This window comes from Sneathiella sedimenti (assembly GCF_017313765.1).
In the GTDB taxonomy this organism is placed as follows: Bacteria; Pseudomonadota; Alphaproteobacteria; order Sneathiellales; family Sneathiellaceae; genus Sneathiella; species Sneathiella sedimenti.
In genome coordinates this window covers 109,150-135,081 of the sequence record NZ_JAFLNC010000004.1, presented here as the reverse complement: position 1 = coordinate 135,081, position 25,932 = coordinate 109,150, and the positions used below count along the sequence as shown (strand labels likewise).

Genomic DNA, 25,932 nt, shown 5'->3' with positions numbered 1-25,932 from the left:
GCGGACGCTAGAACAACTCTCCGTCAGGCAGGGCTTCGAAATAGGCCTCAATCTCCGCGTCGCTCACCTCATCAAGGCGGGCCGGGTTCCATTTCGGGGACTGGTCCTTGTCGATGACAACGGCGCGGGTGCCCTCATAAAAATCAACCCCCTTGATGACGCGGTTGACCATGCGGAATTCCTGCCGCATGCAATCGTCAAAATCAAGTTTCGCGCCGCGTCGGAGCTGCTCAAAGGTAAGCTTCATGCTGGTCGGTGACTTGGTGAGCAGGCTGTCAGCTGTCTTCGTCGCGAACGCGTCGCTATCGGCTTGCAGGCTCTCGATAATCGCCGGGACCGAGCCTCGTGCGAAATGGCGGTTGATCGCGGGCAAGGTGTCTGCAATCGGCGCATCGCCGGAGTCGGCGGCAAATTTCTCGATCAGCGCGTCAATCTCCGCGCTGGTATCGCCCGCAAACTCATGCGCGGCGAGGGCGTCTTTCAATGCGGGCAGCTTCTCGGACGGGATATAGCGCTGGGCGATCCCGGCAAAGACGGAATCCGCTGTTCTAAGCCGTGCCCCGGTAAGGCCGAGATACATGCCAAGTTCCCCTTCCAGGCGCGGCAGGAAATAGGTCCCGCCCACATCGGGGAAGAGGCCGATGCCGCTTTCGGGCATGGCGAACAGGGTGCGTTCGGTGGCGATGCGGTGGCTGCCGTGGACCGAAACGCCAACGCCGCCGCCCATGACGATCCCGTCGATCAGCGCAATATAAGGCTTCGGGAAATGCTTGATCCGCGTATTGAGAAGATATTCATCGCGGTAGAAATGATAGGGATAGTCACCGCCGCTCTTGCCCTCGTTATAAAGCTTGACGATATCGCCGCCGGCGCAAAAGGCTTTCTCACCTGCCCCCTCGATCAGGACGGCCTGTACGCCCGCTTCCGTTTCCCATTCTTTCAGCTTTGCATCCAACGCGAGGCACATCTCGTGGGTGAGCGCATTCAGCGCCTTCGGACGGTTCAGCGTGACAAGGCCAATCGCGCCTCTTATCTCGAACAGGATTTCTGCGTCCTCACTCATACCCTAGCTTCTCCCCTCACCCTCAGCCAGCTTGCGCGAGATTACGACGCGCATGATCTCGTTGGTGCCTTCCAGAATCTGATGCACCCGCGTATCGCGCACAAAGCGCTCCAGCGGGAAATCCCGCAGATAACCATAGCCGCCATGAAGCTGCAGCGCTTCGTTACAGACATTGAAGCCGACATCAGTCGCGAATCTTTTCGCCATGGCGCAATAGAGTGTTGCTTCCGGGTCCTTCGCGTCCAGCTTCGCCGCCGCCTGCCGGATCATCAGCCGCGCCGCCTCCAGATCCGTCGCCATGTCCGCAAGCTTAAATTGTAGTGCCTGAAAGCTGCCGATGGGTTTGCCGAACTGCTTGCGATCGGCGGTGTAACTTTGCGCAAGCTCAAGACAGGCCCGTGCGGCGCCGATAGAGCAGGCCCCGATATTGAGTCGCCCGCCATCAAGGCCCATCATCGCGATCTTGAAGCCGTCGCCTTCGTTGCCGATAAGATTTTCGACCGGAACGCGGCAGTCATCAAACAGGACCTGCGCGGTCGGCTGCGAGTTCCAGCCCATCTTGCGTTCCTGCGCACCAAAGCTGATGCCTGGCGCATCCGCGGGAACGGCGATACAGCTGATCCCTTTCGGGCCATCCTCGCCCGTGCGGACCATGGTCACATAGACATCCGCCTTGCCGCCACCGGAGATAAAGGCCTTGCCCCCGTTCAGAACATAATGATCGCCGTCGCGTTCCGCCTTGGTCCGGAGCGCAGCCGCATCGGACCCGGAGCCGGGCTCAGTCAGGCAGTAGCTCGCGAAATGTTCCATGCTGGTCAGCTTGGGCAGGAATTTTTCCCGCACCGCATCCGAGCCGAACCGGTCGATCATCCAGCTGGCCATATTATGGATCGAGATAAAGGCCGCGGTGGAGGTACAGCCTGCCGCCAGTTCCTCAAAGATGATTGCCGCATCGAGACGGGTGAGCGCGGAGCCGCCATGCTCCTCCCCCACATAGATGCCGGCAAAACCGAGCTCGGCAGCTTTCCGCATTTCCATGACAGGGAATGTTCTTTCCTCATCCCATTTTTCAGCGTTGGGGGCGAAGACCTCGGCAGCAAAACTTCGCGCCATATCGCGAAAAGCCACCTGTTCTTCCGATAGATTAAAGTCCATGGGTGTCGGCCTCTTTTTCTGCTCTGCCTCGTTGATACGACCTTGCGTGATGGCTGTCAATAAATTACCAAACGATCGTTAGGTTTAAACATTTGCGACCCGGCGCGCATAGGGATACTATGCCGCGAAATATTATCATCGATGCGACAGAAGCAGGAATCCTTTCATGAAAACCCTTGCGCCCCATTTCCCCCGCACCCGCATGCGCCGGGTTCGCAGAACCAACTGGTCCCGACGTCTGGTGGCGGAAAACACCCTGACCCCGAATGACCTTATCTGGCCGGTGTTCGTGCATGAGGGAGAGGATCTCGCCATAGATATTCCGTCCATGCCGGGGGTGAAGCGACTCAGCCTTGATCTGCTGAAGGTCGCGGCGAAGGAGGCTTATGACCTTGGCATTCCGGCCATCGCCCTCTTTCCCGCCGTAGAGCAGCATCTGAAAACCGAGGACGGGCGCGAGGCCCTCAACAAGGACAACATCATCTGCAAGGCGATCAAGACGATCAAGGACGTGGTGCCGGAAATGGGCGTGCTCTGTGATGTCGCCCTCGATCCCTTCACGACCCATGGCCAGGACGGCCTGGTGCAGGATGGGTATGTGGTCAATGACCCGACCCTTGACGTGCTGGTCGGCCAGGCCCTCAACCAGGTGGAGGCGGGCTGCGACATCATCGCTCCCTCCGACATGATGGACGGACGCATTGGGGCGATCCGGGATGCGCTGGAACGGGAGGGACATCGCGACACGCTGATCATGTCCTATGCAGCGAAATTTGCGTCGGGCTTTTATGGCCCCTTCCGCGACGCGGTCGGCTCGACCGGCAATCTCGGCATGGGCGACAAGCGCACCTACCAGATGAACCCGGCAAACACCAACGAGGCCATCCGCGAAGTAGCCCTCGATATCAACGAAGGCGCCGACATGGTGATGGTCAAGCCGGGAATGCCCTATCTTGATATCTGCCGCCGGGTGAAGGATGAGTTCGGCGTGCCGACCTATGCCTATCAGGTCTCAGGCGAATATGCGATGCTCGCCGGTGCGGCCCAGAATGGCTGGCTTGATCGTGAAAAGGTCGTGATGGAAAGCCTGCTCGGTTTCAAGCGCGCCGGCTGCGACGGCATCCTCACCTATTTCGCCGTCGAGGCCGCGCAGAACCTGCAGGGTTAAGGGTAGTGCGGCCTATCGACCACCGGAGACATCCAGAAGCGCCCCCGTAACGTAGGAGGCATGGTCCGAGAGAAGCCAGAGGGTAGCGTCGGCAATTTCCTCCGGCTGGCCACCGCGCAACATCGGCACCACGGACTTGAACCGGTCAACCCGGTCCGGCTGGCCTCCACTTGCATGGATATCCGTATAGATGATGCCGGGGCGCACCGCATTGACGCGAATGCCTTCCGCGGCGACTTCTTTTGCAAGGCCGATGGTCATCGCATCAATGGCGCCTTTTGAGGCCGCGTAATCGACATATTCATTCGGCGCGCCCGTCTTCGCGGCAACGGAGGAAATATTGACGATCCCCCCACCCTTGCCGCCATGGGCTGTGGACATACGCTTGATCGCCTCCCGTGCACACAGGAACGGTCCGGTGATATTGGTGGTGAACATGCGTTCCAGCCGGTCGAGGCTCATGCCGTCAACTTTTGACGCCTTATCAACGATACCGGCGTTATTGACCAGCGCTGTGAGTGGGGCAAGCTCGCTATCCACGGCGGTGAACATCCGCAGGATATCCGCCTCTTTGGTCATATCGGCCTGCACGGCAATGGCCTTGCCGCCTGCCGTCTCGATCGCCGACACAACCTCCTCCGCCGCTTTCGCGTTGTGGGCATAATTCACACAGACCTGATAGCCCGCCGTCGCCGCGCCAAGGGCGATGGCTCGGCCAATCCCCCGGCTGCCGCCGGTTACAATAACAGAATGCTCCATTAGCTTTTTCTCCCTTCCAAAGCCTGATCGATATCATTGATCAGATCGTCGGCGCTTTCAATGCCGATGGAAAGTCGCAATAGATCGGGCGGACAGGGTGTGCCCTCCCCCTCGATGCTGGCGCGATGCTCGACAAGGCTTTCAATCCCTCCGAGGGACGTCGCCCGCTTGAACAGCTTAAGGCGCGCCGCGACAGCCATCGCTGCCTCTGCGCCGCCGTCGATACAAAGGCTCATCATGCCGCCAAAGCCACCGGTCATCTGCCGCGCCGCGATCTTATGCCCTTCATGCGATTCGAGACCCGGATAAAGCACGGCACGAATGCCTTTTGCGCCGTCAAAATGCCGGGCGATCGCCATCGCATTCTCGGACGCGCGCGCGACCCGGAGATGCAGGGTTCGCATGCCGCGCAGGAGGAGCCAGGCCTCGAACGGGCCCGGAATTGCCCCGCCAGCGTTCCGGTTGACCCGCACACGCGCCCAGAAGTCGTCTTCTTTGGCGGTGATCAGCGCGCCAGCCAGCACGTCCGTATGGCCATTGAGGTACTTCGTCGCCGAATGCATGACGATATCCGCGCCCAGCTTGAGCGGATTGGTCAGCAGCGGTGTCGCGACCGTGTTATCGACGGCAAGATGCGCCCCTGCCTCCTTCGCGACCCGCGCCCATTCGGCAATGTCATCCACGACCCAGGTCGGGTTGGCCGGGGTTTCAAGCCAGAGCAGCTTGGTCTTACCGGGGATGACCGCCGCCTCCAGCGCAGCGATATCGCCATTCGGCACGAAGGAAATCTCCAGCCCCCATTCCTTCCCCACGGTCAGCAGCCAGTTGCGAAAGCTCCAGTACATTACCTTGGGCGCGATCATGTGATCGCCCGGGCGGAGCGCCTGTACCACAGCGAGCGCTGCCGACATGCCCGACGAAAAAAGCAGGGCCTTCGCGCCGCCTTCCAATGTTCTCAGAAGCTCTTCCGGCTGTTCATAGTTAGGGTTGTGGTCACGGCTGTAAACCCGGCCCGTTGGATAGCTGCCATCGGCCTCGCGTTCATAGGTCGTGCCGGGGTAAATGCCGGGAATCACGCTTCTATAGGCGGGATCAAGCGCGCCGAGCGCCTGTGCCAGCATGGTTTCCGGGGTAATCGCTTTATTTTTATCCGTCATCGCGGAAATTCCTCACAAAATCGCCGGTCGGCGCGTTCCAGTACTATCGATGTTTCAATTTCAATCATATCGGAGCATTTCATGAGCCTGATAACAGATGTCATCGACTGCCTGAATGCCGAGCGCGAGAAAGTCGACTTGCCCGCCCTCTCCCCGAACGACAAGCTGATGCTAACCGCCCAGCAGCATGCTGAATTCATGGACCGAAAACAAGCGCTATCACATTCCGGCGCGGGCGGATCGACCTTTGATCAGCGCATACTGGCGACAGGATACAAATTCACCGCTGCGGCCGAGAATGTCGCCCTCGGTGCAGTGGATGCGGCCGGCGTCGTGCAAATGTGGATGGACAGTCCGCCGCACCGCGCCAACATCCTTAATGCCCAGGTCACGGAAGTCGGTCTCGGCATTTCGCCGGCCCAGCCCGAGGCGCCGGAGGTCACGCGTTTCTGGTCCCTCACCCTCGCGGCGCCGCTCTGACGCCAAGCCTATTTTTTCAGTTTGCGAAGGCGCGTTATCAGGCTCGACGTATCCCACCGGTTGCCACCCATATTCTGGACATCGGCATAATACTGATCGACCAGAGCGGTATTCGGCAGGCTCGCGCCAATCTGATCGCCAGTCTTGAGACAGATCCCGAGATCCTTGCGCATCCAGTCGACGGCAAAGCCGTAATCGAACTTATTGGCGATCATCGTCTTGTAGCGGTTTTCCATCTGCCAGCTCTGCGCTGCGCCCTTGGAAATCACCTCGATCACCTTTTCCGCGTCAAGCCCGGCCTGTTCGGCAAAATGGATTCCCTCCGACAGCCCCTGAACAACACCCGCGATACAGATCTGGTTGACCATCTTGGTGAGCTGCCCGGCGCCGACATCCCCCATGAGCATGCAGGCCCGCGCATAGGCGTCGATCGGTTTGCTGGCACGGTCGAAATCCGCTTGCGCGCCACCGCACATGACGGTCAGTACACCGTTTTCCGCGCCTGCCTGGCCACCGGAAACCGGTGCATCCACGAAACCCACGCCTTTTTCCTTTGCGACCGCCGCAAGTTCCCGCGCGACTTCCGCGGACGCGGTTGTGTGATCGACGAAGATCGATCCCGCCTTCATGGTGGCGAGAATGCCGTTCTCGCCCAGTACGACGCTGCGCAGGTCGTCGTCATTGCCGACGCAGACCATAACGAAATCCGCTCCCTCGGCGGCCTTGGCCGGCGTCGCCGCATGGGCACCCCCATACTCGGCCACCCATTTTTCCGCCTTGGCGCCGGTGCGGTTATAAACGGTTGTCTCGTAGCCGGCCTTCTGCAGGAAGCCCGCCATCGGATACCCCATAACGCCCAGCCCGATAAATGCTGCTTTCTCTCCCATAACCACCCATCTCCTGATCAAGATTGTTCTGATCAAGTTGTAGCGGGTCCCGGCCAAGGTTGAAAGACCCGGCAGGGAATTTTTCAACTGATGGAATTTAGCGCCTCAGAGAGTGTGGTACTGACCCTTGTGAAAGAGGAGCGCCTCTTCCTTTTCCGCCATAGCGACATTCGTGACACGGCAAATGAAAACCGCATGGTCCCCGGCCTCATGTACCGCGTAGGTCTCACACTCGAAGACAGCGAGGCTATTCCCGAAAACCGGGCTGCCGTTTTCGCCAAGGTCATGATCGATCCCCTCAAACCGGTTGTCGCGGGTCATGGCGAAGCGATCGGACAGATGGCGCTGCTCCCGCGAAAGGATGTTTACGGCAAACTTCCCGCTGGCGAGAAACTCCTGACAATGCCCCCCGATATGGGCCAGGCTGAACAGAACCAGCGGCGGATCGAGGGACACGGAACTGAAGGAGTTTACCGTTACGCCGAGCGGTTCCCCCGTCGCGCTTCGCGAGGTAACAACCGTAATTCCTGTGGCGAAGCAACCCAATGCATTTCTAAATTCTCTGGCGTCAAAGCTCATGAGCATCTGGTACCTGTATGCTAATTTACGCGCTCTCTCGGCAATTGGCGGCACTTTCCCATAAATGCCCGCCAAAATCACCCATTTTCTTATATTGTCTCGCAAGTTGCGAATATCGACCAACTCTTTGTCCAAACAGAGCTATCTTTAAAAACTTCCTAAAATTACTCACGGTTTATTAACCATTTTCGGGGCAAAATCAGGCCCTCAATCCTTGGAAGCCATCGTGTAAGGACCTCTGTGTAAGAATGTTTTGGATTATTGGTATCGTTGTGACATTCGGCTCCGTCGCCGGTGGTTATGCGCCGCACGGCAGTTTTGCCGTGCTGTTCCAACCGCTTGAATTCCTGATTATTCTGGGGGCAGCGGCCGGCGCCTTCCTGCAGGCCAACCCGAAATGGGTGATCTTCGGATTCCTCAAGTCGTTCGGCAAGCTGATGAAAGGCGCCCCCTATGACAAGAAAGCCTATACAGAGCTGCTCACGCTGCTGTACGCCCTGTTCAAGCTTTCCAAGTCCAAGGGGATGATCGCACTGGAACCGCATATCGAGAACCCTCACGAAAGTGAGCTGTTCCAGCATTTCCCGAGCTTTTCGAAAAATCACCATGCAGTGGACTTTGTCTGCGACTATCTCCGGCTGATGACCATGGGGACCGAAAATCCGCATGAGCTTGAAGCCCTGATGGACCAGGATATCGAGACCCACCATAACGAGGGACATGCCATTTCCGGCGCGGTGACCGCACTTGGCGAAGCCCTGCCGGCCTTCGGTATTGTTGCCGCCGTTCTCGGCGTGATCGTGACCATGGGCTCCATTGCCGAGCCGCCGGAAGTGCTGGGTGGCCTGATTGCCGCGGCACTTGTCGGTACTTTCTTCGGTATTTTCGTGGCCTACGGACTCTTTTCGCCCATGGGCAAGAATCTCGAGCAGTTCTCGGACGCGGACGGAAAGTATTTCGAATGCATCAAGCAGGGATTGCTCGCCCATTTGCAGGGTTATGCCCCGGCCGTGTCGGTCGAGTTCGCCCGCAAGACTCTCTATAACCATGAACGTCCTTCCTTCATCGAACTGGAAGAAGCCTGCAATGAAGCGCCGACCATCTGATATGTTTCCTGACAGTGTAAGGGTGTCCCATGGCGGATGATCTCGCCCCGATTATCGTCAAGAAAGTCAAGAAAGGCGGCCACGGCGCCCATGGCGGTGCCTGGAAGGTTGCCTATGCCGACTTCGTGACGGCGATGATGGCGTTCTTCCTGTTGCTCTGGCTTCTCAACGTGACGACAACCGAGCAAAAAGAGGGGCTCTCCGACTATTTCGCGCCGACAACCGCCAGCATCAGCCAATCCGGAGCCGGCGGCATGCTTGGTGGGACCAGCATGCAGACGGAAGGCTCGCGAGTTTCCGACCTTGGTGTTCCCTCCGTCGTTTCCAGCATCAGCCCGCCGGAGAACGGCAGCAAGGGTGAAACCAAGGACGCCAAGAAAACACGGGAAATGGAGGAAGCGGAACTCCTTGAAAAGCTGGCGAAGATTGAGGAAGCCAGCTTTGAACAGGCCCGCGAACAGATTCGCCAGGCAATCAACAAGGACCCCGAGCTCTCCGGCCTCAAGGATCACGTGATCATCGACATGACGCCAGAAGGCCTGCGCATCCAGATCGTCGACCAGTTTAACGAAAGCATGTTTGAAAGCGGCAGCGCCAAAATCACCCCGCGCATCCGGGCGCTGGTCGGGATGATCGTCAAATCGATTGAGGAACTGCCCAACAGCTTGTCCATCAGCGGCCATACGGACAGTTCGTCCTTCAATGGCGGCGACTACACGAACTGGGAACTGTCCTCTGATCGTGCCAATGCCAGCCGCCGCGCCCTGTTGGATGCCGGGCTCGCCCCGGACCGGATTGAAAAAGTTGCGGGCCGGGCGGATACGGATCCGTTGATTTCCGATGATCCATCGAACCCCGGGAACCGCCGGATCAGTATAATCCTGCTTCGGGAAACGCCCGTCCTGCCCCCCAATCTTAAATAAGCTACATCCTCCAGACCAGAAGCTTCGTCCGTCGCCGGTCGTCAACCTCGACAATTTTGTGCGGTTTATGGCCCGCCACCTCGAAGCTGTTGCTGATGAACAGGCTGCCGGGTTTCATCTCCGCCTTGGCCTTTTTGAACAGCTCCGGCATCGGGACCGGCGAGAGAAAGCAATAAACCACGTCGAACGCACCGAGATCCGCCCTGAAAATATCCTGAAAACGGAAGGCCAGATTGTTCGCGCCGCTTAGCCGACCAAGCAGCCAGGACAGCGCGAAGGGAATCGGTGCCGTTTCAAGGCCGGTAAACCGGGCATCCGGTCGGTGTTTCGCAAGGTGACGGAGCGTCCCGCCAAGGCCACTGCCCAGATCGGCCATCTGCACCCCCTTCTTTTTCGGCAGCAGCTTCAGGATCGCCACAGAGGTCGTGCGGTTGGTCAGGAACAGCGGCACCCGGCCCACGGCCACATTCCAGAACACCAGGATCAGCAGCAACAGGATAACCGGGAAAATCCAGCTTGGCAGGTCGAGGACGAGCGCGAACAGCAACAGCGGCGGTGCGACCAGTTGGCCGATCACCCAGGGGATGGAAAAGCCGAAACCCCGTGTGACGATCCCGGCAATCAACCCCTGCGTCAGCGCCAGCCAGAGCAGCGGAACCGGCATGTCGATCGCCTCCGCGATCACCGGTCGCAACAGGGAAAGACCGCCGAAAATCACCGCCTGAATGGCGAGTGCGGCAAAGACCGGGGAGAGTTCCTTCTTTAGAAAATTCATCCTGCCTACTCGTCAGCCGCCGACCGCCTGGGCCGGTCGGACAAGCATGCGCTCGCGGATCGGCCAGTGCAGGATGCCGGAGACAATGCCGAGCGCGACACTCATCCACCAGACAATATCGTAGGACCCGTACATGTCATAGGCGACACCGCCGATCCAGGCTCCGAGAAACGCGCCGATCTGGTGGCCGAAGAAGACGAAGCCGAACAGGGTCGTCATATATTTCGGCCCGAACATCACCGCCACCAGCCCGGAGGTCAGCGGCACCGTCGACAGCCATAAAAGACCGAGCGCGCCGGCAAAAATGAGGATCGTCAGCGGGCTGATCGGCACGAGGATAAAGGCGACAAACAGGGCCGCACGCAGGAAATAAAGCGTGCTAAGGAGATACTTCTTCGAGTATTTCCCGCCGAGATATCCGGACGCCAGCGACCCGATCACGTTAAACAGCCCGACCACGGACAGGGCAATCGCGCCATATTCCGGCGCCACATTCATGTCCACGATATAGGCGGGCAGATGCACGGCGACGAAGGTGACATGAAAACCGCACACGAAGAACCCGAAGAACAGCAGCCAGTAGCTGCCATTGTACGCCGCTTCGCGGATGGCCGCCGTGAGGTTCGCGGCACCGGCGGCCGCGCTATCTTCCGCCCGACCCGTCACCCAGGCAGCGGCCGGGATCATCAACAACGCGCAGCAGCCGATCAGTACCAGCGCCATCGACCAGCCGTAACCGGACAGGAATGCCTGCCCGAGCGGGACCATTAGAAACTGGCCAAGGCTGCCCGACGCGCCAACGATCCCGAGCGCCATGGAGCGTTTTTCCTCCGGCACTGCGCGGCCAACAGAGCCGATGACAACACCGAATCCAGTCCCAGAAAGGCCAAGGCCGATCATCAATCCGGCAGAGAGGTGCAGCTCGGTCGCGCTGCCCGTCTGCGACATCAGGAAAAGGCCCGCCGCATAGACAATACCAGACACCAACAGCGTCCGGCCGGATCCGTATTTATCCGCGATGGCGGAGGCGAAGGGCTGGGACAATCCCCAGACGATATTCTGGATCGCGAGGGAAAGGCCGAACACTTCCCGACCCCAGCCGAATTCCGACGAGACAGGTTCCAGAAAAAGGCCAAAGGCCGCGCGCGACCCCATGGCGATCAGGCTGATCAATCCGCCAGCCAGAATAAGGACGAGGATGGGACGTGACTGCATGATGCTTCCTTTTCCGTGCCATTCTGCCGCGCCCGGAAACAGCAATGGATCATTGTATTTCAACCAACAAGTACCATTTAAAAAATAAATACGATACCAATTGTTGTCTTAGCGAGAGGATTTCGCCCGACATGAAAAACACCGACGGACCCCTAATCGAGCTCTCACCTCTGAAAGGAGACCAGCACGAAACAAGGGCCGCTAACGGGACCTTCAATCCCGATGATTTTGAGTCAATTCGCCTGCGCCGAATCTTCGCCTATGCGATTGACGTGCTCTGCATTGCCGTCATTTCGATCGCGGCCACCTTTGCTGCGACGCTGATCGGGGTGATTACCTTTGGTGTGCTGACGCCGCTACTTGTGCTGATCCTGACGGCTATCCCCCTCGCCTATCATACCCTGCTCGTTGGTGGTCCCGGGAGTGCCACATTCGGCATGCGGTTTATGAACGTCCGCATGGAGCGGATGAACGGGGACGCACCGGACTATCTGATCGCCCTTATTCATGCCGCGCTGTTCTACTTCACCCTTGCCGCCACCTCGTCATTGATCCTGCTGGTCTCGCTGTTCAACCCGCGGGGCCGGCTGCTCCATGACTATCTGGTCGATACGATGATCCGGCGCGTGCCGATCCACTCATAACGCATCCTTGAGTTCATAATATAACCGGGCGATGGACAGAAGTGGCACGCGAAGCGCCGTCCCGCCCGGAAAGGGCTTGTGCGGAATGCGGGCAAACACGTCAAAGCGGCTGGCGTCCCCGCGAATGGCCTCACTCAGCAGGCGCCCGACAATTGCCGAAAGCGGCACGCCCTGCCCTGAATAACCTTGTGCGTAATAGACGTTCCCTCCCTTGCGCCCCACATCGGGCAGGAAATTGCGGGTTACCGCGACCTTGCCACCCCAGGCATAGTCGATCTTGACATCCTCCAGCTGCGGGAAGGTGACAAGCATATTCTCGCGCAAAGCCTCGTCCGCCATCTTCCGGTGACCGATCAGCCTGTCCTGCCCGCCATACAGCAGGCGGTGGTCCGCTGACATACGGAAATAATCGAGATTGAAATTCGTATCGGACACGCAGGCTTCCGTATTCATCAAGGATCGCGCCCGCGCCTGCCCGAGCGGCTCCGTCGCGATGATGCAGGCATCGACCGGGATAATCTTCGCCGCCAGGGTCCTGTCCAGGTCCGCGAGATAGGCATTGCCGGCCAGGACCACATGACGGGCCTGTACCGTCCCCTTCTCGGTTCTGACCAGCGGCGCAAGCCCCTCGGTAATTTCGAGAACAGCGGAATTTTCGAATATCGTGACCCCGGCTTCCTGCGCCGCACGCCCCAGCCCCAGCGCGTAATTCAGCGGATGCAGATGCCCGCCCTCAGAATCATAAAGCGCCCCGCAAAACCGCTCCGTGGCGAGCAACTCGCCAAGGTCGGGCTCGTCGATCCAGCTGTAATTGCTGTAGCCATAGGCTTTTTCGCAATGCGCGAGTTCATCCAGCAGCCAATCACGATGGCGTGGCTTGACCGCCGCGTAGAGCTCCCCCTCTTTCAGGTCGCAGTCGATATCATGGCGGGCTATACGGTCTTTCAGCAGCCGGATCGCCTCGGCGGAGAATTTCCAGAGCCGCGCGGCGTCTTCCCGACCCACAAGTTCTTCCGTATCGATCATCCCGGGGGAGTAGCCGGTGGCAATCTGGCCGCCATTCCGGCCGGATGCCCCGAACCCGATGCGTTTCGCCTCAAGCAGGGTGACAGAAAAGCCTGCCTCCGCCAGGTCCAGCGCCGTGCAGAGCCCGGTATAACCAGCGCCGACAATACAGACATCCGCTTTCCGCTCGCCTTTCAGCTGCGGATACTCGGCACGCGCTATCGCCGAGGCGTCATAATAGGAGACGTTCATCTTGGTTTTTCTTCAACGGTTTATGGCCATTCGGCGATAATAACAGGCTTGCAAGATCAGAGACTATCCTCATGATGGAGGTGTCGGTATATTGCCAACGCGACGCTTTTACTCCGACGCGCTAAAACAGCAAGGAAATTTTTGCGGCCCATGGAAATAGTTGGATCAGTTTTTCACATCTGGGCGGTTTTCGCCCTAATTGCCGTTGCGATCTTCGCCTTTGCGAATGAGCAGATCGAGCTGGAAATGTCCTCCATCGGGGTGATCGCCGCCCTGTTACTGCTGTTTCATTTTTATCCGCTGCTGGATCAGGCGGGCAATGATCTGCTGACCCCCACCCAGATTCTGGCCGGCATCGCCGATCCGGCACTGATTACGGTCCTCTCGCTGCTGGTGGTCGGACAGGGGATCGTTCGCACCGGCGCTCTGGAGCAGCCGATCCGCCGCCTTGTCGCGCTGCGCCGTCATCACCCCATTCTCGCCATCGCCGTGGTCTTGGCGACAGTGCTGGTCATTAGCGCCTTTATGAACAACACACCGGTCGTTGTTATCTTTATCCCGTTGATGACCGCGCTTGCCGAGCGGCTGCATCGCTCCACCTCGACATTGATGATTCCCTTGAGCTACGCGTCGATTCTCGGTGGCATGACCACGCTGATCGGCTCCTCGACCAATCTTCTGGTGATGGCCGCGGCCGCGCAGGCGGGGCAGCCCGAAATCGGGTTTTTCGACTTTACCGTGCCGGGCGCCGTGCTCGCCCTCTTCGGGCTTGTCTATGCCCTGATCGTGATCCCCCGCATCCTGCCCGACCGGACGTCGATGAAAGGGGAGGTAATCGATATCTCCGGCAAGCAGTTCATTGTCCAGATGGAGGTTGCGCCGGACAGCCCGCTGGTTGGAGAGGAAGCCGTCGCCGGTCAGTTCCCGAGCCTGCGCAACATCACCATCCGGTTCATTCAGCGCGGCGAGCATGTCCTGCTGCCGCCGTTTGACGGCATCACGCTGAAGCCCGCCGATGCGGTAGTATTTGCCGGAACACGCAAATCCATCACCGAGGCTTTTTCCGACAACCCGCAGATATTGCAGGGCTTCCTGGAACCGGACAGCCCGACGGCGGAGGCCAGCGCAGAACTTGGCGGTGCCGCGCAGGACCAGACATTGGCCGAGGCCGTTGTGGCCCCGGCGTCGCGCATGATCGGCCGGGCGCTGTATCAGATCAGTTTCCACTATCGCACCCGCTGCGTGGTGATCGGGATCCAGCGGCGATCCCGCATGATCCGGACCAGCCGGATGACGGATATCCGGCTCGAGGCCGGGGACGTCCTGCTCATCCTTGGAAACCGGTCGGACATCATGCGGCTACGCAATAATCCGGATGTGTTGCTGCTGGAATGGTCCGCCCGCGAACTGCCGGCGACGGCGCTTGCCTGGCGCGCCCGGTTTATATTCGGCGCCGTCGTTGTATGCGCCGCAACCGGCCTGCTGCCCATTGTTGTGGCCGCCGTCTGCGGGGCGGTGGCGATGGTGGCGAGCGGCTGCCTCAATATCTATCAGGCGAGTCGGGCCATTGACCGCCGTATCCTGCTGCTCATCGGCGCGGCTCTCGGCCTCGGGGCGGCGATGCAGGCGACCGGCGGCGCCAGCTATCTTGCGCATGGGGTTCTCTCGGTCATGGTGGGCGCCGGACCGCCAGTGATTCTCTCCGCCTTTTTCCTGCTGGTGGCGATCTTTACCAATATTCTCAGCAACAACGCGACGGCGGTCCTGTTCACGCCCATCGGGATCAGTATTGCGCGCGAACTTGGCGTTGATCCGATGATCTTTGTCTTCGCTGTTATCTTTGCCGCCAACTGTTCCTTCGCCACGCCAATGGGCTATCAAACGAATCTTCTCGTGATGGGTCCGGGGCACTATAAATTTGCCGATTTTTTCAAGGCTGGCGCGCCGCTTGTGTTGCTACTTTGGATCATATTCTCGCTTTTCGCGCCATTTTATTATGGTTTAATGTAGATTCACGACATTTATTTCATCGCCCTATTTGCGAAGTCGCGAATTCGCGTTACCTTTACTCTATGGGAAAAAAAACGAGACATATGGCAAGATGAAGCGCGTTGAAATTCCCTCGCGATTTTTCTTCTCGACCCCACCGGCACCCTGCCCCTATCTCGATGATCGGCTGGAACGCAAGGTAGTGACCCTGCTTGCCGGTGACGATCCGGACGGCCTGCACAACACGCTCAGCCATGCCGGGTTCCGGCGCAGCCAGGATCTCGCCTACCGGCCCGCCTGTGACGGGTGCGACGCCTGTATTCCCATCCGGGTCCGCGCTCAGGGGTTTCCGCTTAAAAAATCCTTCCGCCGGATCTGGAAGACGAATGCAGACATCACCGCGCGCATTCTTCCCTCTGAAGCGACGCGCGAACATTTTGACCTTTTCCACCGCTATCTGACCTCCCGCCATTCGGAGGGGGGCATGGTGGATATGGATTATTCCGATTATCAGGCGATGGTCGAGGAAAGCCCGGTTCGCTCAAGGCTGTCGGAATTCAGAAAGCCCGACGGCAGCCTGTTCGCGGTTTGCCTGATCGACGAGATGGAGGACGGCCTGTCGCTTGTCTACAGCTTCTTTGATCCGGATGAAGACCATCGCAGCCCGGGCAGCTATCTTATCCTTTGGCATATTGCCGAATCCGAGCGGCAGAACCTGTCCTATGTCTATCTTGGTTACTGGATCGACCAGAGCCCGAAGATGGCCTATAAGAAGCGCTTCTATCCATCCGAGATCCTGACCCGCGACGGCTGGCAACTGCTGCCCAAGTAGCGCCCGCGCGTCCGCCCCACAGCTTTTCCGAAACCAAAAAAAAAGCGGCGGATTATGTAACCCGCCGCCGCCGGACTATTTCACCGGATTGCCGTATAAGGCATTAGAAGTAATGGGACACGTTCCGATGGCCGGACTGGCAACTGGCGACAAAGAGAGCCTGTTCTTTATCCAGCTTGCGTTGTTCCCGAAGTCCCATGGTGCTGCGGATCGCCTGTTCATACTTAACCAGAGTGGGCAGGAGATTGGTTCCGGCCTGGTTCCGCCAGTCAATCTGCTCCTCGTAATCCGCAACGACCTTATCCATTTCCTCGGTCGCCTTTTCGAAGTCCGGTGTATTGGACTTCAGGCTGCGCCGGACCTTTGACAGGCCCGAGGCTATATCGGATGCACCTTCCACATCGCTGACACGGCTGCTCAGTTCCTCAATTTCAGCGACCAGCTTATCCGCGTCCGCGCCGGCAAGGTCATTCTTGATCTGCATAATACCCGCCTTCAGGTCCATGTAGGCGTCATTGCTTTCAAGAAGGGCGACTGTTTCCGCAACAGGTTTGTAGGCGTCTCCGGCTGCCCGACCGAACTTGCTGCGGAGAAGTGCTTCCTCTTTCAGCAGTTTCTTGAACGCGCCGTAGGTCTCTTTCCAGTCGGACGGAATTTCAGCGACAAGCTCCTTGCGTTCTGCTTCAAGCCCGGCGACCAGATCCTGCAACTTCTTCTTGGCATCTGCCTGATCTTCAGAATACATCCGGCCGATATCGGTTTTGAGGTCCTTGATCTCCAGATCCACGTCTGCAATTTCGGACTCGATATTACGGACACTCTGCTGGATCGGCAGATATGCCCCAACATTTTCATTGATGACGGCATCAGCTTGCCAGGCCTGCGCCATCAGTTCCGGCGCCTCAGTCGCGGCCTCAAAACTCTTTTCAAGATTGGACTTCAACCGCTTGGGCAGATAATCGAGATTAAGCTGCCGAGCTTCCGCAATCGCGGCATTGATTGTGGCACCATTCGTCGTGAACTGATCGGAAATATACCGATCGACACAATAATTCAGGCGCGGGTTCCGTGGCGGTGGCGCCGTCTCCGATGTCAGCGAGGAACGGTTTGGCAGATAGTTAACCAGCTGCGGATAAAGACCGACAATTGCCAGGGCGATCAGCTGCAGCGAAATGAAGGCGATCACGCCCTTGTACATATCCACTGTCTTGACGATGGCCGGCGCCACGCCCCGCAGATAGAAGAGCGCGAAACCAAACGGTGGTGTCAGGAACGACGTCTGGATGTTCAGACCAATCATTACGCCGAGCCAGACCGCGGTAATATTCGCCGAGGGATCGGCCAGCAGAATCGGTGCCACGATCGGGACGACAACCACGGCAATCTCGATAAAGTCGAGGAAGAAGCCGAGAACAAAAATAACCGCCATCACGATGATGAATTTCGACCAGAATCCGCCCGGCATACTGTTGAGGAAGTCACGGACGAGTTCCTCACCGCCAAACGCACGGAAGGCCGCCGTTAACATCGCCGCGCCAAGCAGGATGATGAACACGAGAGAGGTTGTCTTGGCCGTCTCTATCATCACTTCCTGCAGAGTGTTTTCAATCTTGAAGGCGCGCAGGCTGCTCCAGCCGATGGCAATGACAAGACCCACGGTCCCGATAACGCCAAGCGCAATGCCGATCGCATCCTTGGTTGTCTCAATGGACTTGATGTTGGGATGGAATATCAGCAACACGCCAAGAATGAGAACGAGTGAAGCGAGGCCGAGGAGCACGGGCGTATAGGCCCCCCTGCTCCCGTCCTTCAGGCGGTATCCGGCCATCATGATCGCACCGACCGCGCCGATGGCGCCGGCCTGGTTTACCGTTGCAATACCAGCCAGGATCGACCCCAGGACGAGGAAGATCAGTCCAAGCGGCGGGAAAAGCGCCAATGCGAGCTTGCCGAAAAAAGCCCGGTCGAATGTTCCGCCATGAACGGCGGGCGCAACTTTCGGGTTGATCAGGGCATAGATCAGGATGAACAGCATGTAGATGGCAACAAGCAACAGGCCCGGCACAAACGCGCCGAGGAACATTTCACCGGCGCTGGTAGACACCACATCGAACGAGGACGGCATGGAGAGCTCCCCCGTCGCGGACTTATAGAGGGCCTTGCGCGCCGTTCCCGCCTGATCCACTGCACTGGCCAGCTGGTCAGCGAGGATGATGAGAACAATTGACGGCGGGATAATCTGCCCGAGCGTGCCCGAGGCCGCGATCGTCCCCGTCGCGAGGGATTTGGAGTAATTGTTGCGCAGCATCGCCGGCAAGGAGATCAGTCCCATCGCCACCACGGTTGCGCCGACAATGCCGGTCGTTGCTGCCAGAAGCGCGCCAACGAAGACAACAGAAATACCAAGACCACCCGGCACCGGGCCAAACAGCTGCGCCATGGTCACCAGCAGATCTTCGGCGATTTTGGAGCGCTGCAGCATAATGCCCATGAAGATGAACAGCGGAATGGCGATCAGCGTATCCCGCTCAACCTCCCAATAAACCCCGCGCAGGTTGGTCACACCGGCACTCAGCCATTGCCAGGGACCGCCATGAGAAAAATAGGCATCCGGATTTCCGGTGGCCGCATAGCCGACAATGGCGGCAAGGGCGACGGTAACAATGGCCGACCCGGGTAACGCAAAGGCAACCGGGTAGCCGGACCCGAGGGCCAGAGCCATCAGGAAGATAAGTAGAGCAAGAAAGACTAGTTCCATGATTTAAACTCTATCCCGTCAGTGACGCTTCATGATCCTGATGACCCGGTTGTTCCAGATAATCGGCTACCGCCTCCATCAGGTAGCTGACAAACTGGATCAGCATGGTCACCGCGAACACGGCAAGAAATCCGGCCATAAGATATTTTACATGCATGCCGAAACCGGACTGGCTCACCTCGAAATTGGCGAGCGGGCTGTAGATGATGGACGCCTTGCTGCCCATGCCGACAAACAGGATGGTCCAGCACAGGGTAATGCCCATCAGCAGGGTTCCGATCGCATTGACGAAGCCCTTGGTCTTGTTGGTAAAGCCGGCATAGAAAACATCGACGCGCACATGCCCCTCCTCTACGAGGGTGTAGGCACTGGCGAACAGGAACAGTGCCGCGTACCAGAACCGGACAAGATCCCCCATGAACGCCTGTTCGTAAGAAAAGATGAAGCGTGAGAAAACAATCGCGAGTTCGGCAAAGACAACCAAAAGTGCCAGCCACTGGAAGCCCAATGTGCGGGATCGAAGCGCGATCAGAAGCGATAGAATAATCAGCGGGATATGGACATAAGGACCGCGGAAATGCACGCGTCCCAGATCGGCATTCAGCTGATCACCCACGATATAGGGAAGTATCCCTTCAATCCGGAGAAAGGACAGGGACATATCGACTAGTCCGACAAGGAATACTGCCCAGAACGCCGCTCGAACCAGATAGGTATTGAACCGCGTGATCCTCGCCGCCTCGTCTCGCAAGGTTCGCGAGGCGTTCTTGCGGACCAGCGCTATGGCAAAAACAAGCCCGAGTAAATAGAGACCGAGCTGTATCCAGGAATCGACAGTAACTTCACCCCCGGCAAATATCGGTTCGATGCCAGGCCAACCCTGAACGAAAATAAAATAGTTGTTGAGAAAATAGATTGGCACCCCAATCAACATACACCAACCGAAAACCCGAACCGAATATTGCAGTCCACGGTTAGATGCATAGACATCTCCCGCCATCGTCATAAGCGCCTCCCATAGTGGAAGGGGCGAGATGTTTGTCCCGCCCCTGCCTTGCAACTCATGCTATTTAAATTCCCAGCACACGGTTCCGCTGGTTGGAGAAGGCGACTTCCGCGATCTTCTGATAGCCACCGATTTCCCGGAGGTTGGCCTGGAAAGACTCGTCGATCTTCGCCGCAAGTGCACTATGGGCACGTGTTTCTTCAAAAACCGCGAGAGCGGCTTCGGCAAAGGCGTCATACACGTCATCATTGAATTCTTTGAGGACAACGCCGTTTTCCGTGATCATCTTCTGCAGATACTGACCGTTGAGGGCCTGAGCTTCTTCATACTGTGCGGCATGTTCTTCCATGCAGCAAGTCGTGATAAGTGCCTGCTCCCATTTCGTGAGGCTTTCCCACCAGGATTTGTTCATGCCGAAGGCAAGTCCCCCACCCGGCTCATGCATACCCGGATAGTAGTAATATTTGGCGGCTTCGTAGAACTTCAGGAAGTAGTCGTTGTAAGGACCAACCCATTCCGTAGCATCAATAGCGCCGGAAACAAGGTTTTCATAAATCTGACCACCAGGAAGCGAAACAACCGACGCGCCGAGCTTGGCAATAACGTCGCCGCCGAGACCCGGCATACGGAACTTGAGGCCCTTGAAATCTTCAGCGGAATTCACTTCCTTGTTGAACCAACCACCCATCTGGGTACCGGTTGCGCCGCAAGGCAGTGCTTTCAGCCCGAATTCACCGGACATTTCGTCCCAGAGATCCTGACCGCCCTTGAACTTGATCCAGGCGTTCCATTCCACCGTGGTCATGCCAAGCGGCACGGAGGTGAAATAAGCGAAGCCCGGATGCTTGCCTTTCCAGTAGTAGTCAGCGCCGATGTAGGCCTGCGCATTACCGGAAGCAACTTCGTCGAACGAGTCAAATGCACCAACGCGTTCACCCGCGGCGAAATAGTTTACCGTGATACGGCCTTCACTGACTTCAGTGATCCGTGCACAAAGACGCTGGGCACTGATGCCGAGCCCGGGAAAGTCCCGTGGCCAGGTAGAGACGACCGTCATCTCCCGGCGTTCCTGGGCAATGGCCGGAGCCGCAAACGGTGCAGCAGCAACCCCTGCACCAGCAAGCGCAGCGCCTGTTAAAAACTTGCGTCGTTCCATAAAATGTTCCTCCCATTTTAAAACTGAATGACGGGACAAACCGCCCTTCAAAAATAGCAATCATGTAACAGATTTTTCGCGGGATTTCGTTGAACTGCTTTTTGCGCAGATTTCTTATCTGTCCGGCATCATGTGCCGGTTATCTAGATTTCGCGAATTCTCCCTGTTGATCGCATTTTGCAGGAAGATATGCCAAATACAAGGCAAATTTTCATATTAAAAAAAACGCATATTACTGCTGTCTTCTATCAAGCTGATTTAATACACACTTTTAAACAATTGTTTTTATTAAATATATTTAAGTTTTACTCATTTTATCCGGGGCAGATAAAATTATCTTCACCATTTCTTGAATGGAGTTTAGAAAAAGGCTTGAGTTATCGAGGCTTAAGGCAAATTCCGGCAAATCCGGAGCAATTTCCTCGAATCTGGCGTGGATATCGCCTTACCCTCAGGTCAATATTCCCTATGGTTGCCAAATCCAGACGGCTCGCCTATAACGCCGTTAGTTCTGGTAGACAGGGCGAAGACCCTGTGATTTGGAAGACATTTGCGTGACCCGCCTCACCTCATTTGCCGGATTACTTGATTCACTGAGCGCCGTCATCGGGAAATATCTTTCCTGGCTCGCGCTCTTCATGGTGCTGGTCCAGTTCAGCCTCGTCCTCGCCCGCTATGTTTTTGGTGTCGGTCCTGTTGCGCTGCAGGAAAGCGTTATCTACAGCTTCTCCCTTCTCTTTATGCTCGGGGCTGCCGATACATTGCGCCGCGGTGGCCATGTCCGCATCGATTTCCTATATGGTAATCTCGGCCAAACCGGCAAGGCGGCCATCGATCTTGTAGGAACCCTGTTTCTGTTGTTCCCGGTCTGTCTCGTAATCCTTTTCCTGAGCTGGAACTATGTCGCCGGATCCTGGACCATTGTCGAAGGCTCGCGTGAAAGCTCCGGCCTGCCGTTTCTCTTTCTTCTGAAATCCCTCCTTCTGGTCTTTCCGGTCCTCATGATCCTTCAAGGGCTGGCCATCGCCTGCCGCGCGATCACAGAGATCCTGTCGCGGGAGGAACGGCCATGACCATCGCCGACTATCTCGCCCTCGCCCTTTTTGCGGTTACAATTTTCAGCCTGATGGCGGGTTATCCCGTGGCGTTCACCCTCGCGGGTAGCGCTCTTTTCATGGCGGGCATCGGTTGGCTGCTGGGGGTGTTTGACCTGTCCCTGCTCGGGGCAATCCCGTCGCGCATCTTCGGCGTCGCCATGTGGAACGAGACACTGCTTGCCGTGCCGCTGTTCATTTTCATGGGGATCATGCTCGAAAAATCGCGGGTGGCGGAGGAGCTACTCGGCGCTATGGGCCGCCTGTTCGGAAGCTTGCGTGGCGGCCTCGGGATTTCGGTGTTTATCGTCGGGGCCTTGCTTGCCGCCTCCACCGGGATCGTTGGCGCGGCCGTTGTCACCATGGGGCTGATGTCGCTGCCGATTATGCTGAAAAAGGGATATGATCCGCGTCTTGCCGCCGGGTCGATCTGCGCGGCCGGCACCCTTGGCCAGATTATCCCGCCCTCCATCGTGCTGATCATCCTGGCGGAACAGATTTCCAACGCCTATCTCGCCGCGCAGTCCCTGAAAGGCAACTGGTCGCCGGAGCCGGTCTCGGTCGGCGACCTGTTCGCCGGGGCACTGATTCCGGGCCTGATTCTTGTCGGCCTTTATATTTCGTACCAGATCCTTGTCGCCTTCTTTAATCCGGAAAGTTCGCCGGCAGTTCTGGAAGAGGACGGAACAGCGGCGGATAGCTCCCTGATCCCCGGCCTGCTTCGTTCGCTGTTGCCGCCGGTCATCCTGATCGTTGCCGTGCTGGGCTCGATCCTGCTCGGTATCGCCACCCCAACCGAAGCTGCCTCCGTTGGAGCCGTCGGCGCCCTTCTGCTGGCAGCGCTGAGGGAAGACGGCCCGGCAACCTGGCTGCTCTACACTGCGGGGGGAAGCGTTGTGCTGCTGTTAGTTCTCGCCAATATCACGGATCTCAAAGGTATTGCCGCAGAGGGAGTCGGCCCCAACTCGATCCTTGCCTTTCTTCTTCTCGCGATTGTGGTGGCCGGCCTTGCGCTTGCCCTTCTCCGGCTCTATCGCGGCCAAATCCTGAGGGAGGTATGCCAATCGACCATGGAGATGACAGCCATGGTTTTCGTCATCCTGATCGGGGCGACTATTTTCAGTCTTGTCTTTCGCGGACTGGGCGGGGATGAACTCGTCTACCGGCTGCTCAGCGACCTTCCGGGCGGGCAGTTCGGGGCGCTTCTCGTCGTGATGGGGATTATCTTCGTGCTGGGCTTTTTTCTCGATTTCGTCGAGATCACCTTCGTCGTTGTCCCGGTCGTCGCGCCGGTGCTGCTGCTCATGGATATCAGCCCGATCTGGCTTGGCATCATGATCGCGCTCAACCTGCAGACTTCCTTCCTGACCCCGCCTTTCGGCTTTGCCCTATTCTACCTGCGCGGAGTGGCCCCGCCCGAGGTAACGACGGGTGTTATCTACCGGGGGGTGATCCCATTCGTCTTTCTGCAGCTGGTGGCGCTTGGCCTGCTAGCGGCCATTCCGGCACTCGCGACCTGGCTGCCGCACTTTATCAGCGGCGCGAGCTACTAGGGAAACAGGCGGAACGCATCGTCTGCGCCCCGCCTGCCCGTTGATTACTTGCGGATTTTACCGACCAGCTTCCACGCCATCGGCAGGACCGCAACCGCCAGCGCAATCTTGACTGCGCCGCCAACGAGGAACGGATACATGCCGACAACCAGGGCCTTTTCAACACCGGTGAAGGTGGAGAGCCAGGCAACGCCGCCCGCGAAGATCATGGCGGTACCGAGGGTCATGGCCAGTGTCGTCTTGAAAAGAGAGCGGCCCCAGCCTTTTTCAACCAGTGCGCCGACTGCAGCAGCAGCGGCCACGAAGGCAAAGAGATACCCTGCCGTCGGCCCGACGAGAGAGGCAACGCTGCCCGCATTCGCGAAGACCGGCAGGCCCATCGCTCCTTCTGCAAGATAAAGGGCCACCGTTGCGCCCCCGAGACGCCAACCGTAAGCGGCGCCGATCAGGACAACGGCAAATGTCTGCATGGTCATGGGCACGGGCCACATCGGCACGGAAATCTGGGCGGAAATCGCCAGAAGCGCGGTTCCCGCCAAGGCAAGAACGGTAATCCGGAGTAATTTTTCCAGACGCGTCGTCCCCGCATCCACGCTCCACAGAGCGCCGATCAGGGTGGAAGATGTCTCAGATGAAGCCATTTTGGTTCCTTTCACTAACTCGCCCGAACGGGCCAAGAATAAAGTGAATGTTTACCAAACGAACGTTTGTTATTCAACCCGTAATTTAACGTAAGCTTATAAATTTATTTGGAAAATTACCGGGACTTTTTCTTGCGATCCTTGAAATCGAAGGCGCCCGCCTCAGTGCGTGGATCAACATCAGGGCCGAAAATCCGGGTTTTCTGAATTTTCTGGGTCCCTGTCGTCGGCAGATCATCCAGGAACAGGATCCACCCCGGCGTCTTGAAATAGGCGAGCCTGTCATTGGCGTAGGTGAAGATTTCTTCCGCCTTTTCCTCTGAATCCGGGACACCGTCCATCAGGACGATGCAGGCCATCACCTCTTCTTCGCGAAGTTCATCCTTCACGGCAATCACCGCGACTTTCGCAATATCGTCATGGGTTTGCAGCACGGCCTCGACCTCGGCGGCGGCAATATTCTCGCCGGAGCGGCGGATGATGTTCTTCTTGCGGTCGACGAAATAGAGCATCCCGCTCCCGTCCTGGCGCACCGTGTCGCCGGTATGGAACCAGCCGCCCTTCCAGGCCTCTTCAGTCGCGTCGTCATTTTTGAGATATCCGGCAAAAAAGCCACGCCGCGGATCATTGCCCGCGCATTTGACCAGCAGTTCCCCTTCGGTGCCGGCGGGCACATCCTGATCCTTCTCATCGACGACGCGGGCCAGCATATCCCCGGTCGGACGGCCAAAGGCACGGGTATGAATTTGCCGGGGCTCAATACAATCGGCGAAGATGCGACCGGTTTCCGTCATGCCCCAAACCTCGACCAGCGGAAAGCCGAAACGTTTCTCGAACACCTCATGCAGTTCGGGTTCAACACCGGCGCCGACGCCGAAGCGGACGTTATGCGCCGTATCAGTCGCCCGCTTTGGCTGGTTCAGCAGAAGCGGCGGTACGATGCCGAGATAATGGATAATGCTAGCTTTGGTCTCAATAAGCTCCTGCCACCAGGTGGTGGGATGAAAACGGTCCGGGATGACCAGGCAACCACCGGACAGGATCATGCAGACAAAAGAGACCGCGCCCGCATTCATGTGAAACAGTGGCAACGGATTATAGAGCCGCTCCTGCCCCTCGCGGATTTGCGCAACGCCGCCGAGATCCAGATAGGTCTGTCCCGCCGTCAGGAAATACTCGTTGGTCAGGATGCAGCCCTTCGGCCGCCCGGTGGTGCCGGAGGTATACAGCAGGCTGACCTCCGACATAAGACCGATTGTGGCGGCGGGATAGGGTGCCGGACGGGGCCGCGGTATGTGACCCGCGAATTTTTCGAAAATCACGACCGGGAGCGGCCTTGACCGTTGCAGCGCAACTTTCTGGACATCCGTCGCCCGCGCCTCGATCGTCACTACCAGATCAACATCGGAATGATCCAGCAGGTAAAGCATTTCATCATCGAGATAGTCGGGATTGATCGGCACGCAGGACACACCGAGCGAATTTGCGGCCAGCAGGTGCAGAAGATAGTCCGGCCGGTTCTCAAGAAGGAAAGCGACGCGGTTTCCATGGGAGAAACCCGCCCCCCGGTAAGTCGATCTCAGTCGCTCGACCTCCCCGGCTGCCTCCGCATAGGTGATCTCAACGCCATCGGGATGATAGCTTCGCTTGTCGTAGGCCGGCACACAGAGAAACGGGTTATCAGGATATTTCGCGACGGTTGTGCAAAAGGCCTCATAAACTGTCGTCATTATCC

At 57.9% G+C, this 25,932-nt stretch carries 23 protein-coding genes; 9 read left to right on the top strand and 14 right to left on the bottom strand.

From position 1 onward, the window contains the following. Nucleotides 1–7: 7 nt before the first annotated feature. Entirely contained in the window at nucleotides 8–1,063 is a 1,056-nt protein-coding gene (locus tag J0X12_RS12325; RefSeq protein ID WP_207046183.1) for an enoyl-CoA hydratase/isomerase family protein, read from the bottom strand. 3 nt (nucleotides 1,064–1,066) lie between these two features. Next, complete coding sequence (locus J0X12_RS12320) at nucleotides 1,067–2,218, bottom strand: isobutyryl-CoA dehydrogenase (RefSeq protein WP_288900845.1); 1,152 nt, start codon at nucleotides 2,216–2,218, stop codon at nucleotides 1,067–1,069. A 166-nt stretch (nucleotides 2,219–2,384) separates the two neighbouring features. Here J0X12_RS12320 and hemB point away from each other — a divergent pair, with 166 nt between their 5' ends. Then, nucleotides 2,385–3,386, top strand: coding sequence for a porphobilinogen synthase (gene hemB, locus J0X12_RS12315; RefSeq protein WP_207046179.1), 1,002 nt, complete (start codon nucleotides 2,385–2,387; stop codon nucleotides 3,384–3,386). A gap of 12 nt (nucleotides 3,387–3,398) precedes the next feature. Here hemB and J0X12_RS12310 read toward each other — a convergent pair whose 3' ends face one another. Together J0X12_RS12310 and J0X12_RS12305 are read right to left on the bottom strand one after the other, a co-directional pair. Then, nucleotides 3,399–4,145, bottom strand: coding sequence for an SDR family oxidoreductase (locus tag J0X12_RS12310; protein ID WP_207046177.1), 747 nt, complete (start codon nucleotides 4,143–4,145; stop codon nucleotides 3,399–3,401). Then, on the bottom strand, nucleotides 4,145–5,302 hold the full coding sequence (locus J0X12_RS12305; RefSeq protein ID WP_207046175.1) for a trans-sulfuration enzyme family protein: 1,158 nt from the start codon (nucleotides 5,300–5,302) through the stop codon (nucleotides 4,145–4,147). Before J0X12_RS12305 ends, J0X12_RS12310 begins: the two co-directional genes overlap by 1 nt. Before the next feature lie 81 nt (nucleotides 5,303–5,383). Between J0X12_RS12305 and J0X12_RS12300 the strand changes: the two genes are divergently transcribed. Next, nucleotides 5,384–5,782, top strand: a complete 399-nt coding sequence (locus J0X12_RS12300; RefSeq protein ID WP_207046173.1) for a CAP domain-containing protein — start codon at nucleotides 5,384–5,386, stop codon at nucleotides 5,780–5,782. A gap of 8 nt (nucleotides 5,783–5,790) precedes the next feature. On the opposite strand, the gene J0X12_RS12295 is transcribed toward J0X12_RS12300, so the two are convergent. Together J0X12_RS12295 and J0X12_RS12290 are read right to left on the bottom strand one after the other, a co-directional pair. Continuing rightward, nucleotides 5,791–6,669, bottom strand: a complete 879-nt coding sequence (locus J0X12_RS12295; RefSeq protein WP_207046172.1) for an NAD(P)-dependent oxidoreductase — start codon at nucleotides 6,667–6,669, stop codon at nucleotides 5,791–5,793. 105 nt (nucleotides 6,670–6,774) lie between these two features. Further along, nucleotides 6,775–7,248, bottom strand: coding sequence for a flavin reductase family protein (locus tag J0X12_RS12290; protein ID WP_207046170.1), 474 nt, complete (start codon nucleotides 7,246–7,248; stop codon nucleotides 6,775–6,777). Nucleotides 7,249–7,496: 248 nt separating this feature from the next. Here J0X12_RS12290 and motA point away from each other — a divergent pair, with 248 nt between their 5' ends. After that, on the top strand, nucleotides 7,497–8,354 hold the full coding sequence (gene motA, locus J0X12_RS12285) for a flagellar motor stator protein MotA (RefSeq protein WP_207046168.1): 858 nt from the start codon (nucleotides 7,497–7,499) through the stop codon (nucleotides 8,352–8,354). A gap of 29 nt (nucleotides 8,355–8,383) precedes the next feature. After that, nucleotides 8,384–9,277 carry a flagellar motor protein MotB gene (gene motB / locus J0X12_RS12280; protein ID WP_207046166.1) on the top strand — a complete coding sequence of 298 codons (894 nt, stop codon included), beginning with the start codon at nucleotides 8,384–8,386 and terminating at the stop codon, nucleotides 9,275–9,277. 1 nt (nucleotide 9,278) lies between these two features. On the opposite strand, the gene J0X12_RS12275 is transcribed toward motB, so the two are convergent. Then, a complete protein-coding gene (locus J0X12_RS12275) occupies nucleotides 9,279–10,052 on the bottom strand; it encodes a class I SAM-dependent methyltransferase (RefSeq protein WP_207046164.1) in 774 nt (257 codons plus the stop codon). Between the two features lie 12 nt (nucleotides 10,053–10,064). Continuing rightward, complete coding sequence (locus J0X12_RS12270; RefSeq protein ID WP_207046162.1) at nucleotides 10,065–11,267, bottom strand: MFS transporter; 1,203 nt, start codon at nucleotides 11,265–11,267, stop codon at nucleotides 10,065–10,067. Between the two features lie 131 nt (nucleotides 11,268–11,398). On the opposite strand from J0X12_RS12270, the gene J0X12_RS12265 reads away from it, so the two are divergent. After that, nucleotides 11,399–11,911 carry an RDD family protein gene (locus tag J0X12_RS12265; protein WP_207046160.1) on the top strand — a complete coding sequence of 171 codons (513 nt, stop codon included), beginning with the start codon at nucleotides 11,399–11,401 and terminating at the stop codon, nucleotides 11,909–11,911. Here the strand turns inward: J0X12_RS12265 and J0X12_RS12260 are convergent. After that, nucleotides 11,906–13,168, bottom strand: a complete 1,263-nt coding sequence (locus J0X12_RS12260; RefSeq protein ID WP_207046159.1) for an NAD(P)/FAD-dependent oxidoreductase — start codon at nucleotides 13,166–13,168, stop codon at nucleotides 11,906–11,908. The genes J0X12_RS12265 and J0X12_RS12260 overlap by 6 nt on opposite strands. Before the next feature lie 150 nt (nucleotides 13,169–13,318). Between J0X12_RS12260 and J0X12_RS12255 the strand changes: the two genes are divergently transcribed. Both J0X12_RS12255 and J0X12_RS12250 read left to right on the top strand, forming a co-directional pair. Further along, the gene (locus J0X12_RS12255; RefSeq protein ID WP_207046157.1) at nucleotides 13,319–15,178 is read left to right on the top strand and encodes an SLC13 family permease; all 1,860 of its coding nucleotides are present in this window, start codon (nucleotides 13,319–13,321) and stop codon (nucleotides 15,176–15,178) included. Between the two features lie 91 nt (nucleotides 15,179–15,269). Continuing rightward, nucleotides 15,270–15,989, top strand: coding sequence for an arginyltransferase (locus J0X12_RS12250; protein WP_207046154.1), 720 nt, complete (start codon nucleotides 15,270–15,272; stop codon nucleotides 15,987–15,989). Nucleotides 15,990–16,092: 103 nt separating this feature from the next. Here the strand turns inward: J0X12_RS12250 and J0X12_RS12245 are convergent, their stop codons facing one another. The 3 genes from J0X12_RS12245 to J0X12_RS12235 all read right to left on the bottom strand — a co-directional run bounded on the left by J0X12_RS12245 (nucleotide 16,093) and on the right by J0X12_RS12235 (nucleotide 20,909). Next, entirely contained in the window at nucleotides 16,093–18,747 is a 2,655-nt protein-coding gene (locus tag J0X12_RS12245; RefSeq protein WP_207046152.1) for a TRAP transporter large permease subunit, read from the bottom strand. A 10-nt stretch (nucleotides 18,748–18,757) separates the two neighbouring features. Continuing rightward, entirely contained in the window at nucleotides 18,758–19,753 is a 996-nt protein-coding gene (locus J0X12_RS12240) for a TRAP transporter small permease subunit (RefSeq protein WP_207046150.1), read from the bottom strand. A gap of 64 nt (nucleotides 19,754–19,817) precedes the next feature. Then, nucleotides 19,818–20,909 (bottom strand): TRAP transporter substrate-binding protein, encoded by a 1,092-nt coding sequence (locus tag J0X12_RS12235; protein WP_207046148.1) that lies wholly within the window; start codon nucleotides 20,907–20,909, stop codon nucleotides 19,818–19,820. 554 nt (nucleotides 20,910–21,463) lie between these two features. Here J0X12_RS12235 and J0X12_RS12230 point away from each other — a divergent pair. Further along, the gene (locus tag J0X12_RS12230; RefSeq protein ID WP_207046146.1) at nucleotides 21,464–21,982 is read left to right on the top strand and encodes a TRAP transporter small permease subunit; all 519 of its coding nucleotides are present in this window, start codon (nucleotides 21,464–21,466) and stop codon (nucleotides 21,980–21,982) included. Beyond that, nucleotides 21,979–23,556, top strand: a complete 1,578-nt coding sequence (locus tag J0X12_RS12225; RefSeq protein WP_207046144.1) for a TRAP transporter large permease — start codon at nucleotides 21,979–21,981, stop codon at nucleotides 23,554–23,556. The genes J0X12_RS12230 and J0X12_RS12225 overlap by 4 nt, the downstream gene beginning before the upstream one ends. A gap of 44 nt (nucleotides 23,557–23,600) precedes the next feature. Here J0X12_RS12225 and J0X12_RS12220 read toward each other — a convergent pair whose 3' ends face one another. Then, nucleotides 23,601–24,197, bottom strand: a complete 597-nt coding sequence (locus tag J0X12_RS12220; RefSeq protein ID WP_207046142.1) for a biotin transporter BioY — start codon at nucleotides 24,195–24,197, stop codon at nucleotides 23,601–23,603. A gap of 116 nt (nucleotides 24,198–24,313) precedes the next feature. Next, nucleotides 24,314–25,927 carry an AMP-binding protein gene (locus J0X12_RS12215; RefSeq protein ID WP_207046140.1) on the bottom strand — a complete coding sequence of 538 codons (1,614 nt, stop codon included), beginning with the start codon at nucleotides 25,925–25,927 and terminating at the stop codon, nucleotides 24,314–24,316. Between the last annotated feature and the right edge of the window lie 5 nt (nucleotides 25,928–25,932).

Coding starts and splice junctions, on each gene's coding strand:
- J0X12_RS12250 (WP_207046154.1), top strand. CDS start 15,270: ATGAAGCGCGTTGAAATTCCCTCGCGATTTTTCTTCTCGACCCCACCG.
- J0X12_RS12310 (WP_207046177.1), bottom strand. CDS start 4,145: ATGGAGCATTCTGTTATTGTAACCGGCGGCAGCCGGGGGATTGGCCGA.
- J0X12_RS12300 (WP_207046173.1), top strand. CDS start 5,384: ATGAGCCTGATAACAGATGTCATCGACTGCCTGAATGCCGAGCGCGAG.
- hemB (WP_207046179.1), top strand. CDS start 2,385: ATGAAAACCCTTGCGCCCCATTTCCCCCGCACCCGCATGCGCCGGGTT.
- J0X12_RS12240 (WP_207046150.1), bottom strand. CDS start 19,753: ATGACGATGGCGGGAGATGTCTATGCATCTAACCGTGGACTGCAATAT.
- motB (WP_207046166.1), top strand. CDS start 8,384: ATGGCGGATGATCTCGCCCCGATTATCGTCAAGAAAGTCAAGAAAGGC.
- J0X12_RS12320 (WP_288900845.1), bottom strand. CDS start 2,218: ATGGACTTTAATCTATCGGAAGAACAGGTGGCTTTTCGCGATATGGCG.
- J0X12_RS12225 (WP_207046144.1), top strand. CDS start 21,979: ATGACCATCGCCGACTATCTCGCCCTCGCCCTTTTTGCGGTTACAATT.
- J0X12_RS12220 (WP_207046142.1), bottom strand. CDS start 24,197: ATGGCTTCATCTGAGACATCTTCCACCCTGATCGGCGCTCTGTGGAGC.
- J0X12_RS12305 (WP_207046175.1), bottom strand. CDS start 5,302: ATGACGGATAAAAATAAAGCGATTACCCCGGAAACCATGCTGGCACAG.
- J0X12_RS12215 (WP_207046140.1), bottom strand. CDS start 25,927: ATGACGACAGTTTATGAGGCCTTTTGCACAACCGTCGCGAAATATCCT.
- J0X12_RS12265 (WP_207046160.1), top strand. CDS start 11,399: ATGAAAAACACCGACGGACCCCTAATCGAGCTCTCACCTCTGAAAGGA.
- motA (WP_207046168.1), top strand. CDS start 7,497: ATGTTTTGGATTATTGGTATCGTTGTGACATTCGGCTCCGTCGCCGGT.
- J0X12_RS12245 (WP_207046152.1), bottom strand. CDS start 18,747: ATGGAACTAGTCTTTCTTGCTCTACTTATCTTCCTGATGGCTCTGGCC.
- J0X12_RS12260 (WP_207046159.1), bottom strand. CDS start 13,168: ATGAACGTCTCCTATTATGACGCCTCGGCGATAGCGCGTGCCGAGTAT.
- J0X12_RS12255 (WP_207046157.1), top strand. CDS start 13,319: ATGGAAATAGTTGGATCAGTTTTTCACATCTGGGCGGTTTTCGCCCTA.
- J0X12_RS12235 (WP_207046148.1), bottom strand. CDS start 20,909: ATGGAACGACGCAAGTTTTTAACAGGCGCTGCGCTTGCTGGTGCAGGG.
- J0X12_RS12325 (WP_207046183.1), bottom strand. CDS start 1,063: ATGAGTGAGGACGCAGAAATCCTGTTCGAGATAAGAGGCGCGATTGGC.
- J0X12_RS12270 (WP_207046162.1), bottom strand. CDS start 11,267: ATGCAGTCACGTCCCATCCTCGTCCTTATTCTGGCTGGCGGATTGATC.
- J0X12_RS12295 (WP_207046172.1), bottom strand. CDS start 6,669: ATGGGAGAGAAAGCAGCATTTATCGGGCTGGGCGTTATGGGGTATCCG.
- J0X12_RS12275 (WP_207046164.1), bottom strand. CDS start 10,052: ATGAATTTTCTAAAGAAGGAACTCTCCCCGGTCTTTGCCGCACTCGCC.
- J0X12_RS12290 (WP_207046170.1), bottom strand. CDS start 7,248: ATGAGCTTTGACGCCAGAGAATTTAGAAATGCATTGGGTTGCTTCGCC.